At 42.8% G+C, this 20,981-nt stretch carries 14 protein-coding genes and 1 pseudogene; 2 read left to right on the forward strand and 13 right to left on the reverse strand.

Features of this window, described 5'->3' with window-relative positions:
* Positions 1 to 217 precede the first annotated feature (217 nt).
* Positions 218 to 1,216: a PKD domain-containing protein gene (locus JJU34_RS13320; RefSeq protein WP_228692873.1), complete on the reverse strand. Its 999-nt coding sequence runs from the start codon at positions 1,214 to 1,216 to the stop codon at positions 218 to 220.
* A gap of 582 nt (positions 1,217 to 1,798) precedes the next feature.
* Here JJU34_RS13320 and JJU34_RS13325 point away from each other — a divergent pair.
* Entirely contained in the window at positions 1,799 to 3,025 is a 1,227-nt protein-coding gene (locus tag JJU34_RS13325) for an IS4 family transposase (RefSeq protein ID WP_228692874.1), read from the forward strand.
* Positions 3,026 to 3,099: 74 nt separating this feature from the next.
* Here the strand turns inward: JJU34_RS13325 and JJU34_RS13330 are convergent, their stop codons facing one another.
* The 7 genes from JJU34_RS13330 to JJU34_RS13355 form a co-directional block, all read right to left on the reverse strand.
* Entirely contained in the window at positions 3,100 to 4,119 is a 1,020-nt protein-coding gene (locus JJU34_RS13330; protein WP_228692875.1) for an alpha-L-fucosidase, read from the reverse strand.
* A 40-nt stretch (positions 4,120 to 4,159) separates the two neighbouring features.
* Entirely contained in the window at positions 4,160 to 4,246 is an 87-nt protein-coding gene (locus JJU34_RS21855) for a hypothetical protein (RefSeq protein WP_366512707.1), read from the reverse strand.
* A 310-nt stretch (positions 4,247 to 4,556) separates the two neighbouring features.
* The gene (locus JJU34_RS13335) at positions 4,557 to 6,005 is read right to left on the reverse strand and encodes a sulfatase-like hydrolase/transferase (RefSeq protein WP_228692876.1); all 1,449 of its coding nucleotides are present in this window, start codon (positions 6,003 to 6,005) and stop codon (positions 4,557 to 4,559) included.
* Between the two features lie 351 nt (positions 6,006 to 6,356).
* Positions 6,357 to 6,770, reverse strand: a complete 414-nt coding sequence (locus JJU34_RS13340) for a PIN domain-containing protein (RefSeq protein WP_228692877.1) — start codon at positions 6,768 to 6,770, stop codon at positions 6,357 to 6,359.
* Positions 6,767 to 7,021: a DUF6364 family protein gene (locus JJU34_RS13345; protein ID WP_228692878.1), complete on the reverse strand. Its 255-nt coding sequence runs from the start codon at positions 7,019 to 7,021 to the stop codon at positions 6,767 to 6,769. Before JJU34_RS13345 ends, JJU34_RS13340 begins: the two co-directional genes overlap by 4 nt.
* A 187-nt stretch (positions 7,022 to 7,208) precedes the next feature.
* Positions 7,209 to 8,849: a sulfatase-like hydrolase/transferase gene (locus tag JJU34_RS13350; RefSeq protein ID WP_228692879.1), complete on the reverse strand. Its 1,641-nt coding sequence runs from the start codon at positions 8,847 to 8,849 to the stop codon at positions 7,209 to 7,211.
* 22 nt (positions 8,850 to 8,871) lie between these two features.
* A complete protein-coding gene (locus JJU34_RS13355; protein WP_228692880.1) occupies positions 8,872 to 10,683 on the reverse strand; it encodes an arylsulfatase in 1,812 nt (603 codons plus the stop codon).
* A 438-nt stretch (positions 10,684 to 11,121) separates the two neighbouring features.
* On the opposite strand from JJU34_RS13355, the pseudogene JJU34_RS13360 reads away from it, so the two are divergent.
* Positions 11,122 to 11,294, forward strand: a pseudogene (locus JJU34_RS13360) (IS630 family transposase); the annotation flags it as partial.
* Between the two features lie 27 nt (positions 11,295 to 11,321).
* Here JJU34_RS13360 and JJU34_RS13365 read toward each other — a convergent pair.
* The 5 genes from JJU34_RS13365 to JJU34_RS13385 form a co-directional block, all read right to left on the reverse strand.
* Entirely contained in the window at positions 11,322 to 12,923 is a 1,602-nt protein-coding gene (locus JJU34_RS13365; RefSeq protein WP_228692881.1) for an arylsulfatase, read from the reverse strand.
* 169 nt (positions 12,924 to 13,092) lie between these two features.
* Positions 13,093 to 14,652 carry an arylsulfatase gene (locus tag JJU34_RS13370; protein WP_228692882.1) on the reverse strand — a complete coding sequence of 520 codons (1,560 nt, stop codon included), beginning with the start codon at positions 14,650 to 14,652 and terminating at the stop codon, positions 13,093 to 13,095.
* A gap of 75 nt (positions 14,653 to 14,727) precedes the next feature.
* A complete protein-coding gene (locus JJU34_RS13375; protein ID WP_228692883.1) occupies positions 14,728 to 16,068 on the reverse strand; it encodes a sulfatase-like hydrolase/transferase in 1,341 nt (446 codons plus the stop codon).
* An 11-nt stretch (positions 16,069 to 16,079) separates the two neighbouring features.
* Positions 16,080 to 17,588, reverse strand: a complete 1,509-nt coding sequence (locus JJU34_RS13380) for a RagB/SusD family nutrient uptake outer membrane protein (protein ID WP_228692884.1) — start codon at positions 17,586 to 17,588, stop codon at positions 16,080 to 16,082.
* A 19-nt stretch (positions 17,589 to 17,607) separates the two neighbouring features.
* A complete protein-coding gene (locus tag JJU34_RS13385) occupies positions 17,608 to 20,976 on the reverse strand; it encodes a TonB-dependent receptor (RefSeq protein ID WP_228692885.1) in 3,369 nt (1,122 codons plus the stop codon).
* Between the last annotated feature and the right edge of the window lie 5 nt (positions 20,977 to 20,981).

Consider the following 20,981-nt stretch of genomic DNA (forward strand, 5'->3'; position numbering starts at 1 on the left):
TTCAACCTGCCAAGGCTCCAAAATATCGCTCAGATCCTTGGCTAACCAATTTGGAGGTTTTAAGTGCAAAGCATGAAGAGCGATTGATTTAGGATGTCCAGCATGCGGCCTGTTAAGATAATGAATTTACCTTATCATCGCATGGTTATACCGGTTTTCGTACCCCATTTACCTATTGCAATACTAGGTTTTTATAAATTCGGAGAATTCCCGGTACTTACGGTATCATCACTTCCCAATACCGTGTCCGTTTGGAACTGCCATGTTCGCCTTCGACTTCCAGGGTGATAACTTTTCTAACCCCTTTTTTTTCAAACCTATGAATCGGATTTTGCTCGCTGGATCTTTCATCGTCTCCAAAATCCCAGGTCCATTTCTCAATTGACCCAACCGATTTGTCCTTAAAGGCCACTATCCCCCTTTCTTTATCGATCACTTCAAAGGTCCATTCCGCTTTTATTGGCTCTATAAACTGACTTTCCAAGGGCATCAATTTAAAGGCGCACAGATAAGATGCATTGCTGACCATCCTAACGTCGTGGGAAAGATTAAAGTGGCCTTTCCTTTTTCCCCCATCAAAATCCAATATCGACCAGGAAAGCCCGATAACCTTGTTTTCCCATAACTTGGATTCGATCGCACCTTCAGGCCCGTCGTGAGGTGCATAATCGTAGGGTGTTATCCACCCTTCCAACCGCAATATGCCACTCTCTCCATGTCTAAAATCAAAGTCGTAGGCGTAATTTGCCCTGGGAAACTCGGCAATCCAAGGTTGGCTGCCCCACACCAGTACCCAGGCATTGTTCACGGGTGGGGTGAATATGTGGTAGTTTTGGGCATGAACGCCGCTGAAATTCAGATGATTTTCGATGTAGGCATCAGATTGGGGCTCCCATTTCAGATCATTGCGATCGTACAGGGGATTATAGATAAATGGCCCTCCTGAAAGGTCACCATCTACCACGATCTCAAATATATCGTTTAAATACCCCTCCGGATTAAAACGCTCAAAATCCCAAAAATCATCGTAGGCCTCATACTTAAAATAAATCCGATTCATTCCATTAACCCAACCTATGGTCACTTTTACGTCAAGATCCTCGGGAGAAATATCGGTCCCTATTCCATCTTCGGTATCGTTTAACTGATCTGTCCCATAGGTATACGCCGTCGGAACGATGTCCCAGTCACTAAAATCTCCATCGATTCTTGGCATGTGGTTTCGGGGGAACTGAAAAACCTTGAATAGCTTTCCATCCCTCGCAGTTTTATAGGATATAGTGTTTTGACCGATCGATTCCGCAATGGCTCCAAGAAAGCAAACACCTAAAAAAATCCATTTGGTATAGGGCCTACAAAGTTTTAAGCATTGATGTTTTCTCATAGCGTTTATGGTCTGCCTTCTCTTATATGAATGTATGAAATTTTAGCCCCCTTTACAATAAACACCAAACGAGGATTAGGTAACTTTAAAAAGTAAGAAATATTTTCAAGGTTTTCAAAGTAAGTATAGAAAAAGGTCCTAAAACCGTATCAACTGGTAATCTACACGTAAAATAGTACCATTCAAGTGGTATCCATAGGGTTAAAACGTGTTTTTGATCGATTAGATAGCTAATCTGACGCTGATATTTTTGTTAGTGTCCTAAATTTAGGCCACTATTTTTTATTACTGTCGTCCGAGATGAAAAATGATCGGAATAATTTGATCTAAGAATATCACAAAAATCAAAGATGGGAAGCCCCTTGGAGCTTTCCCATCTTTTCTGTATTGTTGTTTCGACCAAGAAATAACAATATGAAGCAAGGTAAGCATAATTTTTTGTCCGGACATCCTATTATAGCCCAACTTTTATCTCTCATCCCCAAGGAGATTTTTGATGATGTGGTCGAACAGCAAGGTGCTGACCGCTATTACAAGAAACTCAAAATGAAGGACCATTTCATCTGCATGTTTTATGCCGTGCTGACCAGAAACGGTAGTCTTAGGGAGGTGTGTAAAAACATTGGTCTTATTATCCTAAAACTTATTCCTCTAGGAATGAAACAGTTGCCTGCCAGAAGCCCACTCTCCGATGCCAACCGTAGACGTGACCATAGGATTTTTTCCACCCTTTATTTCAGACTCTTTATGTATTATAAAACCAGCCTGGGGAGCAATTGGCTGGACATCGGTGGCGAGGTTGACCCGGGGCGGGTGGAGGTTTTCGACTCTACCACGGTGACGCTTTTCAAGGACATTCTCAAGGGAGCCGGAAGGAATCCGATAGAGGGGGACAAAAAAGGTGGTGTCAAGATTTTTGCCAAGATGAACCTGGCAGAGGGGGTTCCCAACTTTATCTGCATCCGGCCGGCGGCAACCAATGAAAACATGTTTCTAAAGGTTATGGAACTCCCCGAATACGGAATCGCCGTATTCGATAAAGGGTATAACCGCTATGCAAGCTTCGAAAAGTGGGACAGTTCCAACAGGTATTTCGTTACCAGGAAAAAGGACAACGCCAGATATGCAGTGGTGCGGGACTTTGACTGTTCCCATTCGGAAGACATCGTAAAGGATCAGCTTATCTCACTGGGCTACAGGGATAAATGCGGTTCTCGGACAGTTGAAGTGAGGTTGGTAACCTATATAGATCCGGAAAGTGGTGAAGTATTGGAATTTATCACCAACCTGAAGGGACTAGACGCCTTGACCATAGCCCTGTTGTATAAAAACCGATGGGTTATTGAAGTGCTTTTCAAGCAAATAAAGCAGAACTTCGAGCTCAAATACTTTTTGTCGGACAGCGAGAACGGAATCAAAATCCAGATTTGGGTTGCCCTGATCCTTAACCTGCTGTTTACGGTACTGCATAAGCGGATAAGGGAAGCAGAGGATTTTTCCACCATGGTGATGGTAGCGGCAAAAAATCTGAGCTCTTATGTCAGTCTGGAAAAGTTTCTACTTTATTCCGAGGCATATTTTAAAACTATATTTCAAAAGGACCTTCAAAAGGTGCAAACAGAGCTATTCCTCTCCGGATAGGGGGTGCTTTTTGAACTTCGATAAAAAAGCCCTCAGGAAATGAATCCAAGGACTTTTTTATCAATTTTCGTAATTTAGTCGGACGACAGTAATTTTTTATGGGTACCCAGCGCATCACCAATCCTACCCAACTGTTTCATAAAATCGTCGGATATGGTCCCATTTCGCAATGGTGGAACATCCCAGGTTACTGCACCGCCTTTTTCATTAACATTCAGGCTATACGTTATAATTTGTTCTTCGGTAAACCTAGGGTCTCCTTCTCCCCATGTTTTGCCTAAATAGCTTAAAATTTGAATTTGGCTTCCATCAATCATCCCATCTTCATTAAACTTCCAACGAATGCCTGCCGGATCATTAATTTCGCCTGCGGTATAGTCCTCATAAGGTGTCAAAGACATGACTCTGGGAAAAACACCCGGGTTAAATGCTACAATGCCATTTGGATTACCCGCGCGAGTGGCAGCAGCCATAGAAGCAAAATTTGGAATATCCGGGTGTCTGAAATGCATGTTGGGTGTATAACAGCCATCTACCCACCATCCAGAGACCTTGTCTCCCCATCGGATAGAAAATTCCCTGATAACTTCCTGCCAGCGCAAATACATTTCTGCCTTTCTTGGATCATCACTATCGTATGCAAATGCTTTTATTTCCGCCGGATTGAAGCGAAACTTAGAAGATACGTAGGTAATTAGCTTAATTCCGTATTGATCTAATGCATGATGTAAATCAACTATTAGATCGCGGTTGCTGCTAATACCGGGCGCTTGCCCCATATAATGGGCATACATTGCATTGGGCGCCATAAAAAACCCTCCTACATGTCGAATGGTAATGATCAGATATCCGGCACCTACATCCGACAATTGCTTTGCAAGTCCCTCACAATCAAAATTATCAATAAGTTCATTCCATTTGTCAATGTTGATTGAGTCCTTATCCAGTTTATTTTCCGATGCTAAGATTGCGGCACTGTAATGTAACATCACGCCCCATTTTGCATCTCTCATCCAGGATGCCCTGTTTTGACCAGTAACTGACAGCGTTATTGTACTCAGCAATAATATGGCAATAATCAATGTTTTTTTCATTGGGATTATTTTAACGGTTACGAACTAAACTCTTAATGTTTCAATAACCTGGGTTTTGAGAAAATTCTGGGGAGGCATTGATAACATGTTGTGGTACAGGTAAATATCGAAATTTTTTTCGAAACATACGATGCTACTTTTGGATTCATTGACTTCACGCTTTTACGGACGTTCATGACTATCACTTGATCCGACTGCCGCATCCCGCTTTTGGTCAAATCCTTTAAACAGAGATCCCGTGTTCCCAATTGTAGCCCTGATGGAAGAAAGGTCGACTGTATACAGTGGGCAAATTGATAGTAAATCAGGTGTCCGCCATGCTTTTCTCTACGTCCTTCCCACAATGTGATTTTGCCTGATCAACTGCCAATGTAAAGCTGACGAGGTCAGTTCTTCGGTGAGAAACCACCCACTCACTCCCAATCATCAAATCTCATTTATTTAAGGTAGTCACGACCACCATCGCTTTCCTGACAGGATAACAACCATTTTTTTAATTGCTCGGAAAGGTCATTGACTTTATCAGGATGATTGGCTGAAATATTGTTCTTCTCTCCAGGATCGTTCATTAAATCATACAATTCATAGGTTTGGCCCCCATCCGGAGAATAAAGCTTAAACTGATTATCCATAATAGCTTCCTGCTTTTGAAACTTAAAGAAAATCGGGTTGGATCTTTTCTCTAAACGATCCGCTAGATAGGGAAAGATATTCGCACCGTCCAGCGGGTGGACTTGACCTTCATTTTCAAAGCCCAAGATTCCCAAAATGCTGGGAAAGTAATCGTTGGTTGACACAGGGAGGTTCGTTTTCCTTCCTTCCGGTATGTTTGCCGGCCACTCCAACACGGCGGGAACCCGTATCCCCCCTTCATAGAGACTTCGTTTTCGGCCTTTATAAGGACCTGCGGAACCTTGGGTCCGGTTGGCCTGCTCGTTACCTTCCGGACCATTGTCACTGCAAAACCATATCATCGTGTCATCTGCCACACCCAATTCCCGGAGGGTTTCCCTCAATCTTCCTATCTGTTCGTCCATGGCAGATATACTTCCGAAATAATGTTGCTTGTCTTCGGATAATTCTGGATAAAGCGCCATGTATTCAGGCCCGGCCAGCACGGGAAGGTGTGGGGTATGAAACCAGACCACCGTGAAAAAGGGAGTTTCATTTGCTGCCGCGTCTTTGATAAAGGGAATAACCCTGTCCATGATAACCCGGGAATCATCCCCATCAAGATTGTCTGCCACCTTGAGGTCTTCTCCTGTCCAATAGTAGGTGCCAAAATGCTCCCCGGGTGTCCGGTTGCCGATATCCCCTGCACTTTTGTCTGGAGTTATCATCGGATTCCAGGTAGGCACTTTGGACTCCGTGGAAAAGCAGACATCGAACCCATTTTCCCATGGTGGGGAATAATCCTTTGCCCCTTCCGGTCCACCTCTGTTGGCGTCTTTTTCTTTGAGGGTCAAAGTTCCCAAATGCCACTTCCCAAAATGTCCGGTACGATAGCCTTGCCCCTTCAATGCTTCAGCGAGAGTGATCTCTTCTTTTCTCATGTGCCCAACATTGGCATGGGTAATTCCATACCGTTCAGGATGCCTCCCGGTCATGGCACTCCCCCGGGTTGGCGAGCAAACCGCGGAGGCAGCATAAAAACGATTAAATTGGATTCCATTTTGAGCCATTTCGTCCAATGTGGGGGTCTTGATATAATGATTCCCATTAAACCCGACATCCCCCCAACCAAGGTCGTCCGCCATGATTAGGATGATGTTGGGCTTATCGGGTCTGCTTTGACCGTAAACCGGTACAAAAAGTACGGAAACCAAAAAGGTGCTATTGAGTATAGCACACCAAATAGGCCTGCTCTTGTATTTTAGTTCAATCATACTGCTTAGGAGTATTAGTATTTTGGGTGGAGTTTTCAATTTAACTTAATACTCTCATTAAGTAATCCCATTTATTAAAAAAAGTGGATTTCGATTTATCCAAAAAGAATGTTATCCGGAATCTTTACCTTCTTCATCTGTTGTTGAAGCAGATTATCTGAAGGATGCATTTATTCACTGTGACGGTACGAAAGACCGGATACATGCGCTCGGTCAAAGCTATTTAGTGCTAGCCACTGAGGAGCATCTACCTGAATACATCCTGATCCAATAGTTGAATTGGAAATAGCGTCAGAAATCACCCTTCTAGAGGCCTCGCCTAGAACCTGTCTTTAGATCAGCGGAGGCAAATCAGAAAAACTCCCTTATAAACTGTCGGCTGTCCATTACAGGAATCTCAGCGTAGAAAAAATCGGATACATTCTCTGTAATAATCAGTTGACAACCTTCCTTAATCGCTGAATAATACTCCAGGCCATCCTCAAAATCAATTACACGCTTGTCATTGATGGCTTGGATCACCACTCCGTGATCCACACAGGTGCTTCCTATTTTTGAAGTCAAAACCTGTATTTTCTTCTTCGCCACCTTCGATCCACTTTTTTTCTCAGAAAAATAAAATGAGATCGCCAAACATATAGGGGACGTAAACATCTGATAGGGAGTTCGATCAGACAAACTTAAGATCCTAGAAGTATAGTTGAAAACGGGATATTCCTGATTGAGCACAGAAATCAAGATATTTGCATCCAGAAACAGCTTCATTTCTTGGATTCAAAATAGTCATTTTTCAATGATTTTCTGGAAGTTGACTTTTTATATTCGGCAGGGCCCTCCGCCACCATATGCACCCAATCAGAAATTGGCAACTCTTCCAGAGATTTATAGTCCCCAGACGTTATCTGAGCGTATAAAAATTCTGTAAGTCTGGATAAACTTATTTGCTGGGATGCAGCGAACTCTTTGGCCTTTTCGATGACCTGCCTATCGAAGGAAAGTGTGATTTTGGCGTCCATAGTAGTTCTATTTTTATTTATACGACAAAGATAAATTTTAATTACGTATAAGAAAACTAATTTGCCAAAATTTTTGTCTATCAGGTCTTTATATTCGCTTCTTCCAAATTGAATTAAGCCTCTATGACCTCAGCAATTCATGCTCATTCATATACACACTATTTCTACTTTATCCGCTATCCTTACCTCAATCAAAATCCAATCTAGCATAAATCAATTCCACACTATCTTTGAATCCCCTGTCCTCAAAATCCGATATATACGTTTTGGGTAATTGGTTATCCCCTTTGGCCTCGATCAGCAATTCTGCACATCTTCTTCTAAGCTTTTCCAGTACCACTTGCTTATCTTCATGATCCGCAAGATTAATGCGTTCATAGGGGTCCTGCTGCAAATCAAAAAGCTCTTCATAAATAGGTTCCTCGCCCATAAAAGGTGCAATTAAGGATAGAACATGCCGCTGATCTTTTTCCTTGCTATAATACCGAATATACTTCCAGTCCTTAGATCGGACGGCCTCCATTCTTGGATAGTTTTGCTCCATAAACAGGTTTTCGCTACAAAAATCCTTTCTCCAATCTTTGTTGGCATTTTCAAGGATAGGTTTTAGGCTTTTCCCTTGCATATCTGAGTGCATTTCGATGCCCGCAAAATCAAGAAGTGTAGGGGCAATATCGATGTTGAGCGCTATTTCGTCCACAACCCTACCATTAGACAACCCAGGAGCATATATAATCATGGGGATTTTCAAATCTATGTCGTAGAGGAAGGTCTTGCCGGCCAGGCCATATTCCCCATGAAAGAGACCATGATCCGAGGTAAAAACAATGATGGTATTGTCAAGGATTCCCTGTCTTGAAAGTTCCTCCACGATTTTCCCCACGACCTGATCTATGCCTGTCACGGTTTGGATCGTTCTAATCTGATTCTCCTTGAGTGATTTTGCCGTTTTCGTCCAGTTATAACTTGGCAGGTATTGCCCGTTATACACATGCGGAGGCAGCTTGGGCGTTTGGATGGAATCATAGGCAACATAATCAGCAGGCAAGGGAATTTGATCGATCTGATCCCGGTAGGCTGATCGATACAGCTCCGGGTCATCCGGCAACTGTTTCATCGAGTTGGTACCGTTGCTGTGAGGAACATTAAAGTTGATCATCAGGCAAAATGGCTGGTCTGTTGGACGGGTACGTAGGAAGCTTTGATAGGTCTCCAGTGCCTCATCAATACTTAAAAATTCATCTACCGCCTCTTGAATGATATCTATCTGATTGTCTGCTTTGGCATCTTTGAAAATATCGTGCACATTTTTGGGATAAAAGGAAAGATGCCCATGACCCGCCCTCCAGTAGTCAAACGATTCCTCCATCACGCCACTTTTATACCCCAGTCCCTTTTCGCTTTTCCCGACAGGCGTGTGATTCTTGCCCACCCAACCCGTGTAGTAACCGTTTTCACGAAGGAGCATGGGGTAGGTTTGGGCAAAAGCTTCTTCAGTCATGACAGAATTGGAGCCAAAGGTGACGCCATGCTTTCTTTCGTACATTCCTGTTAAAATAGACGTTCTGCTTGGCGTACAAATGGCGGACGTGACAAATGCATTGCTGAAAAGTGTCCCCTTAGCAGCGAGCTTATCTAAGTTGGGAGTTTGAACAATTTTGTTAGCGCCTATCGCCCCCAGGTAATCCCACCTCATATCGTCTGCTAACACAAAAACGATGTTTGGTTTTTTGACCTGCCGCTCATACTCTTTGCAATTAGTCAAAAGGAATATCAACCCCATTAACAACGGCCGTACCAGGTAGTATTTTATATTCCTATAGTTCATAAATGATCACCTATTTATTTTATCAGGGCAATTTTTCGATATACACGTAATAGGCAGGAAACACCCGTTTTGCGGAGTCAATGAGTTGGGCTTCCATATCGTACTTGCCTGCGGAAACATACCCCGTAAACGTGACTTCTTCCTGCCCCGCTTCGATATTTTTGGTTCCTTCCAAGTTGGCTACATACACATAGGCTTGTTCAAAATCTTCTTTTTCACTGCCCATCTTCGCCCTTTCAAGCCGCACAATTTTCTCCTGGGCAGGGAAAACCGCATTAATTGGCAGACCACTTTCCCTTGGAAACCGGCGTAAGGAAACAGCATACTCTCCATCGGCAACAAATTCGATTTTCCATCGCCCGGTAGCCTGTGCCGCAGCAGTGGCACCATTCTGATGCCATGCTGACCCATGCTTCCCAGTCAACATATCGTGGGCATTAATTCGGCTGGGGTTCTCCTTCCCAGCACCTACCTTTATATAGGCATAGCGCTCGTTAGGCCCTTCATCCATGATAGACTGCCACCATTTTTCATACCCCAATGCTAATTTTTCCACCACCAACGGATGCTGGTCAATGACATTATTAGACTGGATTTTATCATTCGTCATGTCATAGAGTTCCGTCCCGTTGACTAGTCTCCATCGATCATCCATGATGGAATAATCTTTGTACTTCACCAAATTCTGTAGTCGCTGGGTATCTACATACAGGACTCTATTTGGCCAAGACGTGGTGCTTTCTGTAAGCAGGGGATTAAGACTGATACCATCAAGCGGCTTCACGGGATTAAAATCTAACCCAAGAAGATCCACAAAGGTGGGAAGCAAATCGTAGTGTGCCACCAAATTATCAATGTCTTTACCACCTGTCAGCTGTCCGTCTGGCCAACGGATAAACAGGGGCACCCGGTGGCCACCTTCGTATACGGATCCTTTGGCACCCCTTAAGCCACCGTCGTAGATAGTATTTCCACCCGCAGTGCCATTGTCCGTAGTAAAGACCAGGATGGTATTATCCGTCAAACCCAACTCATCCAGTTTCTGCTCCAGTCGCTTAAAGTTGTCATCGATGTTGGTAATCATCCCATAAAATCTTTTGAATCGCTCAGGAAGCTCCTCATCGCTGTACTCTTTATAGAGGTCAATATATTCTTCTGGCACGTTTAGCGGACCATGTGGTGCATTTGTGGAAATGTATGCGAAAAATGGGCTATGCTTGTTCGCTTCTATAAATGCCATCGCTTCTGAAAAGAACACATCCGTACAATAGCCTTCGTATTTTTCAAGCTCGCCATTATGCCAATAGGTATCATCGAAGTAATCATTATCCCAATAGTCCGGACCTTGGCCAATGCCCCCTCCCCCATGCCGAACCACTTCATGAAATCCCCTGTCTTCCGGGCGAAGCGGAAAATTATCACCCAGATGCCATTTGCCAAACATCCCATTGGTATAGCCATTTTGGGCAAAAATCTGCGGTAATATAACTTCTTCTTCGAAAAGCAACGATCGCCCGGTGATGGTATGGAAAACATTTAGCCGATTGGTATGCCTTCCGGTCATCAGTGCGCCCCTTGTCGGGGCACAGGTCGTAGAAACGTGATAGTTAGTGAACCTAACCGCATCACCATAAAATGCATCCAGATTTGGCGTTTTTATGATGGGGTTCCCTATAGCGCCTAAGTCCCCAATGCCTTGGTCGTCTGTGATGATCAGGATGACATTTGGTTTTTTGATAGGCTTTTGTTGGGCAGGAAGATTGATGGAAAACAAACAAGTAGTAATGAAGAAGGCGTACCAGATGGAGCTGCTCTTGTATTTTAGTTCGATCATAATGCTTGTGGTATTTGGGGTGAAAAATTCAATCTAACGCAAAATCCCCATTAAGATAACCCTTTTTTGAAAAATTGTGGTTGTCAAGTCGCCCAGAAAGAAGGTTTGCCACTTTTTTCGGCCTCAGGGAAAAAACTCTGAGCCAGTCGGCTATATGACTGGTGAACAGCCCGACCCGCTCATACAAGGGTACCAAGGACCTTAGAACAACCCGACGGTTGGATGGGTCAAGCTGGTTGAATAAAGGAGTGTCGGAACCCGCTAGACTAAGCTATCTCGGACTGGAAAATTCGATCCTGGGCGCGCGCAATTTGACGTTCTTTCTCATAAAACCTTGCACTTAGTAGTCCAAAAAATAAGAAAACATCCGCTCAATTCCGATTACTGATGTTATTTCTTGCTTGTTAAGCAGACCCTATGTAGAAGTAGGTATAACACGTTAAAAAAAATTAACTTAAACCTTAAAAAGTAAAAGGTTGGGTGAACCCTCTCGGTCAGAGCAGCTCATTTGTCGCAAGCATGGAGGAAGTACTTGACGTGTACAAAAGGCAATATGATGAAAAATGTGCGTCGTATGCATGGATGAATCCCGTAAGCAGCTCATATCTGATCTCACCGGTCTTCTCGAACATCGGTTATTATTTGCTAGGATATCGGATCACTTCAACATCATTTTGCTGGATTGGGCCGGGAGTGCTTCTGCCTTCTGAGATAAGCTTTTCCAGAAGTTCCTCCATCTGTTTTACCCGATCGGGTTCCTGGCTGGCCAGATTTTGGGTTTCACCGGGGTCAGCTGCCAGGTTGTAGAGTTGTACCGGAAGGTCGCTTTCCCCGGGTGTCCAACCACCTGACCCGGGACCTGCTATGTATTTCCAATTCCCTTGGCGCAAACCGGGTAAGCCATTTATTGACGTGCTTACTGCATGTTCCCGGACAGGCTTATTGCTTCCCCGTAGCAAAGGAGTCAGGCTATAACTGTCTTCACCAGCATTGGCCGGCAAAGGTGTCTTTAGGATATCAGCAATGGTGGCTATAAGGTCTGCCTGATGAACCAACTGGTCACATGAACTCCCGGATTTTACTTTGCCGGGCCACCGTACAATAAACGGAACACGGTGCCCCCCTTCCCAAACGTCCGATTTATATCCCCGAAAAGGTCCACTTGGATAATGGCCTTTCTCTTCCATGGACGCAACAGGGGGGGCATTTCTATCCCAGCTCCACACCTTCATATTAAGGTCGTGAGCTTCATCGGTAGTTGTATTGCCCACATAGGGTGCACACCCATTATCACTAGTGAATATTACCAAGGTGTTCTCCATTACCCCGCTTCTTTCTATTGCCTCGAGCACCCTTCCCACGACCGCATCAGTCTCCATGACCAAATCTGCGTAGAGTGATAGTTTGCTTTCACCAAACCACTCGTCATTTACGGAAAGAGGTGTATGTGGCGACGTCAGGGATAGGTAAAGAAAAAAAGGCCGAGAAGCCGCCGCCTCCCGTTCAATGAATGCCGTCGAACGGGCGGCTAAAGTAGGTAAAATATCTTCCAATGCCCAAAACTCCCTCGCCGGCCCTTGGAGGCTGGCCTGATTCCGCCCAAATAGACGGGGTGCTCCGAATTCCGTGGGAATGCCCACCGTCCTGTCGTTCTCTATAAAACAAAAAGGGGGATGGTTAGGCACATCCGTACCAAAGTATTCATCAAAACCAACAGATGTCGGACCGCCCGGAATCGGAAGAGAAAACACCTCTCTCCATACTTTTTTATGTTCCATAGTGGCAACAACATCTTTTTCTTCTGATCGGAATAAATTCATTTGATCATCAGGAATCGGCCAATCCCACCCCAAATGCCATTTACCAATACAACTGGTCTGGTAACCATGCTGTTTTACCAGACCAGCTAGGGTTAGCCTTTCCTGGGTGATTAGCGGTTTTCCATATAATTCAACAATTCCCTTTTGGAGCCTACTGCGCCAGTGATACCGGCCGGTAAGCAGGGTATACCGCGAAGGAGAACAAACTCCCGATGAGGAATGCGCATCTGTAAACGACATACCTTCCGCTGCCAACCGGTCAATATGAGGAGTTAAAATTTTACCCCTCTTCGGATTATAGGATTGAACGTCCCCATACCCTAGGTCATCGGCATAAATAATCACAATATTTGGACGCGCCTTTTTCTTACTTTCAGGGGTACATGAGAATAAAATCGATAAAAATAAAATAACTATCATGTTTACATGCATTTTAGAATTTTTAACCGGTATCATCATCCTACTGATTTCATGTGTCTATAATTGATTTTTCAATGGTCACATGGAATCTCGCATGGTTGATAGGCATCCCAGTGTGTGTCGCTCGCGTCATGCTCGATTTCATCCTATTTTTCAACATGCTAGCTGCTCACTCGTACATCCAGTAAAGTTGTTTCCAATTTTCCGGTCCATCATTTTTCTGCGGTATTCCAGGCGTACTTCGGCCATTTTGTATGTATTCTGTCAGGAGAGATTTCAATTCATGAACTTTGTCAGGATGGCTTTCGATTATATTTTGCGTTTCAGCCGGATCCTTATCGAGATTGAAAAGCTGCATTGGCGGCAACCCTTTTAACTCTTCCGGTGTCCTGGGAAAACTCCAACCTCCAGACCCCGGACACAAAATAAGTTTCCATTCCTCTTTTCTTATGGCAAAACTCCCATCAATCGAATGATGTACCGTTGCCTCCCTCAAAAATGTGGTTTCATTTCCTTGCAACACTAGAGGTAAGAAGCTAAAACTATCTTCTCCCGCCTGTGCTGGCAATTCAAAACTTACCAAATCTGCCAGGGTGGCTATTAAATCTGTGGTGCATATTGTTGAAGAGACAGTTCTGGCTTGCTGTATTTTTTCCGGCCAATGAACAATAAAAGGCACCCTATGCCCACCTTCATAAATATCAGCCTTATGGCCTCTATAAATAAAACTGGGATTATGATTTACCCTTTCAAGTTCAGGAAAACTTGCCTTAGGAGAGCAGCCATTGTCACTGACAAAAATTAAAATCGTGTTTTCAAGTTGTTCCTTGTCTTCCAATGCTTGGATTATTTGCCCAACCACATCATCTACCTGTAACATAAAATCCCCATACATATTGGTATTGCTTTTTCCCATATACTCTGTAGTCGGCAAAATCGGGGTATGGGGTGCTGGCAAGGCAAAATAAAGAAAAAACGGTTTCCCTGTATCGGATTGCCGATGGATGTATTCCACCGCTTTATCGGTAAGGTGAGGCAATACCTGAACATGGTCAAAATCACTTCCGGTGGGACCCTCCCTCCAAAATCCCTTATCGTCTACATTGACAGTAACCCTGTCAGGTGAAGCCGTGACCTTATTATCTTCCACATATACATAAGGGGGCATATCCAATGAACCGCTGAATCCATAGGAATAAGAAAACCCCAGATCTTTGGGGCCATTTGTAATGGGCTTAGAAAAATCAATATCGAAATTATTGGCGAGGTTATCGATATCAGAGGTATTTTCCTTAAATGCCCAGTCCCAGCCGAGATGCCATTTTCCAACAAAAGCGGTATGATACCCCTTTTGTTGGAGAAGATCACCTACGGTCAACCTACCACTGTCTATTAGGGGTTTGGAATAACCTCCCAATACACCGCTTTTTAAGGTAGACCGCCAGTTATACCTCCCGGTGATGATGCCGTATCGGGTTGGAGTACATACCGCCGAACTGGTATGCGCGTCGGAAAATTTCAACCCATGATTAATCAATCGATCTAAATTTTTGGTATTGATTTTGGAATCGGGATTATACCCAGAAACATCTCCAATCCCCAAATCATCTGCTAAGATGTATACAATATTCGGATTCTTAGGTGAACTGGTCGACTGTCCCTTTGATTGAATAGAGATGCCAATTAGGACTATAAAAAATAAAGTTCGAATTTCTATTATTTTAGACATAGCTAATCTTTATTTATTGGTAATGTACTTTTAGGCTTTAATCATTTGCGCAAGTGCTTGGTCCTATGATAGCGATCAGGAGGCGATTATTTCTTCAGTTAAACCAGACTCCCATTCCTTATAGGCTTTATTTAATTCTTGGAAAACATCCGGATAGGCTTCCTTGATATCAGTTGATTCCTGAATATCAGTGGACAGATCATATAAACTTGATGATTCACCAATTTTCAACAATTTCCAATTACCTTTCCGGGCAGCAATTTGATTTCCAAATCTCCAGAATACGATCCTTTCCTCTTCCAAGTTAGTAGGGCTGTCCTCAAAAAATAATTCTGAAAGATTCTTCCCCGACAAACCCTTTGGCACCTCTAAACCCAAAAAGCCGGCAATAGTTGGGAACAAATCCATGGATAATACCAACTCTTCAGACACTTTCTGGGGAATCCTGTTTTTCCAGTAGAAAATAGCCGGGACCCTATGCCCTCCTTCGTAAAGTTGTCCTTTGAATCCACTGAACGGTGCATTTGATCCAACGTTTTTGGTGCCTCCATTGTCTGAACAGAAAATAACCAGCGTGTTTTCTGAAAGCTGGTTTTTTTCGAGGTAGTCCATTACCCTGCCAACATTACCATCCAGAGATTCTATCATTTCCTTGTAGGCAGTTTCCTTATCTTCACGACTTCCCTGTATCGGAAAATCACCGCCGACTGTCCTATCCGCATTATCACTGGGTCCCTGATAGGGGGAATGGGGGGCACCATGGGCCAAATACAGGAAAAATGGTTTGTCCATATTTCTATCTTCCAAGTAATCAAGTGCCTTATCCGTGATCAAATCAGTCAAATAGCCGACTTCATTTTCAAGATCTTGATTATTCCACCAGTCCTCATATCCTTCCTGATCGATATGGCTGAAATAATCAACATTTCCGCTTACAAATCCCACAAATTGGTCAAATCCTTGCACATTAGGGCCAAATTCCGGTTTATACCCCAGATGCCACTTTCCAAATATGGCTGTTGCATAACCTGACTCCTTTAAAAATTTTGCCAGTGTAAATTTGTCTAAAGACATTCCCTTGTCTCTATGACTTTTAGCAGTAATAACCCCTTCCACTCCTGCTTCCTGAGGGTAAAGCCCTGTTAGCAGAGAAGCACGGGTTGGACTGCAAACCGCACCATTGGAATGGTAGTCGGTAAACCTGAAACCTGACGCTGCAAGCCGGTCAATAGTTGGCGTTTTTATCGAAATACTGCCATAACAGCCCAAGTCATTGAATCCCAAATCATCGGCCATAATAAGCACTACATTGGGTGCGGTACTTTCGGAATTTGAATTTGCCACTTTGTTGGGTTGGGAATTACATCCCCAAACCATTAAAGCCCATAACCCCAACGCATAAATGAATTTTTTCATACAACAGCTTCTCAATATCCCGGGTTTTGCTCTCCTAACTGCACATTATTGACAAATTCAATAGCCGGTAGTGGATACAAATGATAATCTTTCCCTGTAATCGGATGGGATATTAGTCTTTGCCTTGGGAAATTCAAATTAGTATAATCCATTTGAACTTGAATAACATCGGCTAATATACCCCATCTGTTCAAATCAAAATACCGCTTCGCTTCGAAGGCAAGCTCAATCCTCCTTTCCCTCCTCACCGCTTCCCTGAACTCATCTTGATTAGAAAGATCTCTAGAAGTCAAAGGCATCAAACCAGCATTTTCCCTTACTTCATTTAACAAGCCGAATGCTTCTCCATCTGCCTGAAATCCAAGTTCATTTAATGCTTCGGCAAAATTCAATAGTATCTCCACATACCTAATTAATGGGAAGTTCCATGTGCTCAATCCTCTGGGGTCACTAGTATTGAAATACTTATTGACATAATAAAGGCTCCCATCAGGTTTGGAAGGATCAATAAAATTTGAAAGTCCATAAGTATCCACTATGACGTTCTTCCGGAGATCTCCATCCTCAAAGGCCTGTATCAAACCGTTTCCAGATGACAAACCACCCCCTTCACCTTCCAGTCCATCATCGGTAGGTAAAATGAAGGCGGACCCGTTTTCAAAATCAGCAGGAGCAAAGGCAATGCTTTTATTTGTTGTAGTTTGGGCTATTACCCCACCATATTGCACCTCAAAAAAAGATGCAGAACTATTTTCCTGGGAGCCATTAAAATTGTTACTATAATTCGCCAATAGAACCCCTGCCCCATGTAAATCTTGGGAAAGAGTGACAGCTTCTGACCATTCTTCCAATTCCAAATGCACTATTGACAATAAGGCCTTAGCAGCATTAGAAGTAGGCCTGCCCACTTCTCTGCCCACCCCACCACTATAGGACGGAGGTAACAATTGTATAGCATCATTTATGTCCACTTTAATTTGGGCATACACCTCTATTATTCCGCTCCTCGGCTTTTCAGCATCATTTCTATCAACAATTTCCTCAACAATTAATGGGACAGCTCCGAAAAACCGCACAAGGTTAAAATAATAAAAGGCACGCATGAATTTTGCCTGGCCTTCAATGGATCTTCTCATTTCTTCACTTGAAAAATCCTGTACTTGGGACAGATTGTCCAATACCCCATTGGCCCTGGTAATCCCAAAGTAATGGGAGGTCCAAACTTGCTGAACAGGCCCAGAAGTCGGGTCCACTTCAAATAGGTCAGGTTGGGTTTCAAATCGCCAGGTCCATCCGTCATCACCTGCAAGTTCTGTCAACCTTAACATGTTTTGTTGGTATAGCCCTAGTAATGGATTATATATCCCATTTACAGCTGTGATAATATTACTTTCACTTGTGTACAGTTCTGCCATTGGGACAATCCCTTCTGGAATAGGCTCTAAAATTGAAGTGCAATTCGAATTGAGAAATATACTTATTGCGAGGGCAAAATTTGTTATATATTTATACGATTTCATGATTAAAGAGATTTAACTATCAGAAAATAATTTGGGCTGAAAGTGAAACTAGTCTAGTTTGTGGGTATGGGGTATAATCTATGCCTGCAGATAATAGGCTTGCCCTACTTGAAGCTTCAGGATCAAGTCCTGTATAATTGGTAAACATGATCAAATTGGTCCCTGTAAGGGACAATTTTAAGGCTTCAACAGATTTATCATTAAAAAGGTAGGAGGGAAAGTTATAGCTTAAGCTTAAATTTTTTAGTCTTATGAAATCTCCATTTTCCAAAAACCTATCAGAAACCATGGTCACCAAAGTCGTGGTGTTTCCTCCCTGTGAAGGTCTGGGGACAGCATTACTGGGGTTTTCAGGAGTCCAGAAATCATTAACCTCCGCAAGGTTCTGGACAAATGGAACTCCTCTCGCAAATAGGTTTCTTGCGGTATTATATACCTGAAAACCTCCGGAAAAGTCAAAAAACACGGACAAACTGAAGTTTTTGTAATCAAATGAATTGTCAATTCCTCCAAAAAACCTGGGGTGGGGATTGCCTACTATGGTTTTATCACCAGCGTCAAATACCCCATTACCATTCAAGTCCTTATATTTTGGATCACCTGGTACAGCCCCTGCCCAAGCTCTAGCAGCATCCTCTTCACCAAGTTGCCAAACACCATCAAATTGCCACATATAGAAAGACCCAACTGGATGGCCCGCCCTAGATAGATTAGCCGGTTGATTTGAAAGAGGGATCAACTGCCCGGGAATTTCCAATGATTCACCTATTGAGTTGGTTCCAATATCCAAAATCTCATTTCTATTAAATGAAATGTTGAAGTTGGTACTCCAACCTAACTTCCCTACGGTGTTCCGTGAGTTAATAGAAAATTCAAAGCCCTTATTCAATACGGATCCCAAATTTACAGTAGGATCCTCAGTTACACCAGCCGTCAATGCCACTGGGGTTTGAATAAGCAAGTCTTGAGAGGTCCTATTGTAATAATCTGCAGTTAAATAAACCCTTCCCTCAAATAAAGAAATATCTGTTCCGATATCAAATTGCTTAGTGGATTCCCATTTGAGATTAGGATCACCTAAATTTTGGGGCGAATTACCTACCACTAAATTATTCCCGAAAACATAAGGAGTTCCAGTAGCTCGGGTTAGGAAGGCAAAATTGCCAATCTCCTGGTTACCCGTAAGCCCATAACTAGTACGCAATTTAAAATCATCAATAACTTTCGAATTTTTAATAAATTCTTCTTCTGAAATTCTCCAAGCAACCGATCCAGAAGGAAATACACCATACCTACTCTCCGGACCAAACTTTGAGGATCCGTCTCTTCTAACTGTGGCCGTAAATAAATATTTATCACTATAAGAATAATTTGCTCTCAAAAAAGTGGAGACCAATCCAGAGCTAACCCTAGAACCACTCGCATTGAAGTTGATTTGATTAGCTAATTGGTTCAAAGAGTTATTAATTGTACCCGCACCTGTCACTGAACTGTTTTCGAAAATAAATTGCTGAGCTGAAAATCCACCGAGCAACTTAACATCATGTTCGTTAAATCTTTTCACATAATTTGCCGTTAAATCAGTGACCCAATTTAGCTCTTGTCTATTTGGAACGGTAACCTGTCCCTCTGGTCTTCCGAAAAGTCCGATCTGATAGACTGGTAAAAAGGTGTATCCCTTTCCATTGACAATATCTCCACCTAAATTCGCAGAAACTGTTAAATCATTAGTAGGTTTGAAGTCAAATTTCACATTACCCAATAGTCTAGTGACATTTCTCTCTCTAGTTGGGAGCATTATGTCGATTAACGGATTTGCATTCGCTCCAAAATAAGGTGCTGCTACGGTATTTATGGCAGTTAAATTACCGGCCTCATCAAACGGCTCTGTGTACGAGTGCTCAAAAATAAAACTTCTGTATCCGGATGAATTCCAGTCGTCGGCAGGTACAGTATTTTGCATCTGGTGACTACCCGTCAAGTTAGTGGAAACAGAAAACTTCTCGTTGATCTTGGTATTGAGATTCAATCTCAAAAACCAGTTTTTAAGATCACTATTTACAATTGTTCCCTGCCTATCTAAATAAGATAGAGAACCAGAAAACTGCGTATTATCAGTACCTCCGCTAAATCCTAAATTGTAGTTTTGTCTTAAAGCAGTTCTTGTACCAAGATCTTGCCAGTCTGTATCGACTTGCCATGCAGGATGAGATGGGTCATCGTAGGTAGCAATACTTCTGTTTGAATTCCGGAAAGCCTCTACGAATAATAACCTTTGTTCCTCAGTACTCATTACATCGAACCGATTAAAAATTTCCTCAAACCCTATATCGGTACTAAGCGTAAATTGGGTTTTTCCTGCTTTCCCTTTCTTAGTAGTAATTATTACAACGCCATTTGCTGCCCTTGCACCATATATAGCTGTAGCAGAAGCATCCTTCAAAATATCCATTGAAACGATATCTTTCGGATTAATGGTCGAAAAATCAGAACTGAAAAGAGGAACACCATCAACCACTATTAATGGATCATTACTACCTGTTACTGAACCAACTCCTCGTATATTTATCGAAAACCTTCCCTCCAAATCACCACCGGTTTGTCTTACTTGTACACCACTTGCTCTTCCTTGGAGAGCATCTTCAAAATTGGCAAGGGGTCTTGACTGAATCAAATCTTCAGATAATGTTGAGACTGAGCCGGTAATATCAGCCTTTCTTTGGGTCCCATACCCTACAACTACCACTTCTTCCAGCGAAGACTGATCCTCCGCCAATGTAATATTAATGATGGATTGATTTCCAACAGTTATTCTTTGCGATCTATAACCGATAAATGAAATAACTAAAACCGATCCCTCAGATGCTTCAAGACTAAACTCCCCATTTATATTTGTTACGGCCCCAATATTAGTTCCCTCAACAACAATTGTAGCCCCCGGAATAGGCTCCCCTCGTTCATCTGTCACTCGCCCTTTTATTAGAGCATATTCCTGTTCTACGACCTCAATTCTGTGATTTTTATCACCATCCACCCTAACATGAATATTACTATTCACTTGCACAAAATTCAGGTCCGTTTGTTTGGAGACATCAACCAAAATATCGTAAAGTGAGCCGTTGTTCGACTCCACCGAAACTGTCTTTTTCAGATCTACCAAACTATTGGAATACGTAAACCTAAAATCCGTCTTCGACTCCACCAGCTTGAAAAACTGGCTCAATGACTTCTCGGATAGGTTTACCGAAATTTTCACTTCCTCCAGGGTCTTCCGCTGTGCATTTCCTGTATTAGCCAAGAGTATGGTGCAGAAGAACACTTGAATCAGAAAGCCATACAATAATCGTTTAGACAGCATAAGCAATTGCCTAAGTATATTTTTTTTCATAATAT

Origin of the sequence: Lunatimonas sp. (assembly GCF_020832325.1) — a bacterium.
GTDB lineage: Bacteria > Bacteroidota > Bacteroidia > Cytophagales > Cyclobacteriaceae > Lunatimonas.

Excerpts from the sequence above, each read along its gene's own strand:
- JJU34_RS21855 (WP_366512707.1), bottom strand. The coding sequence starts at position 4,246 with ATGTTTCGAAAAAAATTTCGATATTTACCTGTACCACAACATGTTATC.
- JJU34_RS13345 (WP_228692878.1), bottom strand. The coding sequence starts at position 7,021 with ATGGACGCCAAAATCACACTTTCCTTCGATAGGCAGGTCATCGAAAAG.
- JJU34_RS13350 (WP_228692879.1), bottom strand. The coding sequence starts at position 8,849 with ATGAACTATAGGAATATAAAATACTACCTGGTACGGCCGTTGTTAATG.
- JJU34_RS13330 (WP_228692875.1), bottom strand. The coding sequence starts at position 4,119 with ATGAAAAAAACATTGATTATTGCCATATTATTGCTGAGTACAATAACG.
- JJU34_RS13325 (WP_228692874.1), top strand. The coding sequence starts at position 1,799 with ATGAAGCAAGGTAAGCATAATTTTTTGTCCGGACATCCTATTATAGCC.
- JJU34_RS13320 (WP_228692873.1), bottom strand. The coding sequence starts at position 1,216 with ATGCCAAGAATCGATGGAGATTTTAGTGACTGGGACATCGTTCCGACG.
- JJU34_RS13340 (WP_228692877.1), bottom strand. The coding sequence starts at position 6,770 with ATGAAGCTGTTTCTGGATGCAAATATCTTGATTTCTGTGCTCAATCAG.
- JJU34_RS13375 (WP_228692883.1), bottom strand. The coding sequence starts at position 16,068 with ATGAAAAAATTCATTTATGCGTTGGGGTTATGGGCTTTAATGGTTTGG.
- JJU34_RS13335 (WP_228692876.1), bottom strand. The coding sequence starts at position 6,005 with ATGATTGAACTAAAATACAAGAGCAGGCCTATTTGGTGTGCTATACTC.
- JJU34_RS13385 (WP_228692885.1), bottom strand. The coding sequence starts at position 20,976 with ATGAAAAAAAATATACTTAGGCAATTGCTTATGCTGTCTAAACGATTA.
- JJU34_RS13365 (WP_228692881.1), bottom strand. The coding sequence starts at position 12,923 with ATGATAGTTATTTTATTTTTATCGATTTTATTCTCATGTACCCCTGAA.
- JJU34_RS13355 (WP_228692880.1), bottom strand. The coding sequence starts at position 10,683 with ATGATCGAACTAAAATACAAGAGCAGCTCCATCTGGTACGCCTTCTTC.
- JJU34_RS13380 (WP_228692884.1), bottom strand. The coding sequence starts at position 17,588 with ATGAAATCGTATAAATATATAACAAATTTTGCCCTCGCAATAAGTATA.
- JJU34_RS13370 (WP_228692882.1), bottom strand. The coding sequence starts at position 14,652 with ATGTCTAAAATAATAGAAATTCGAACTTTATTTTTTATAGTCCTAATT.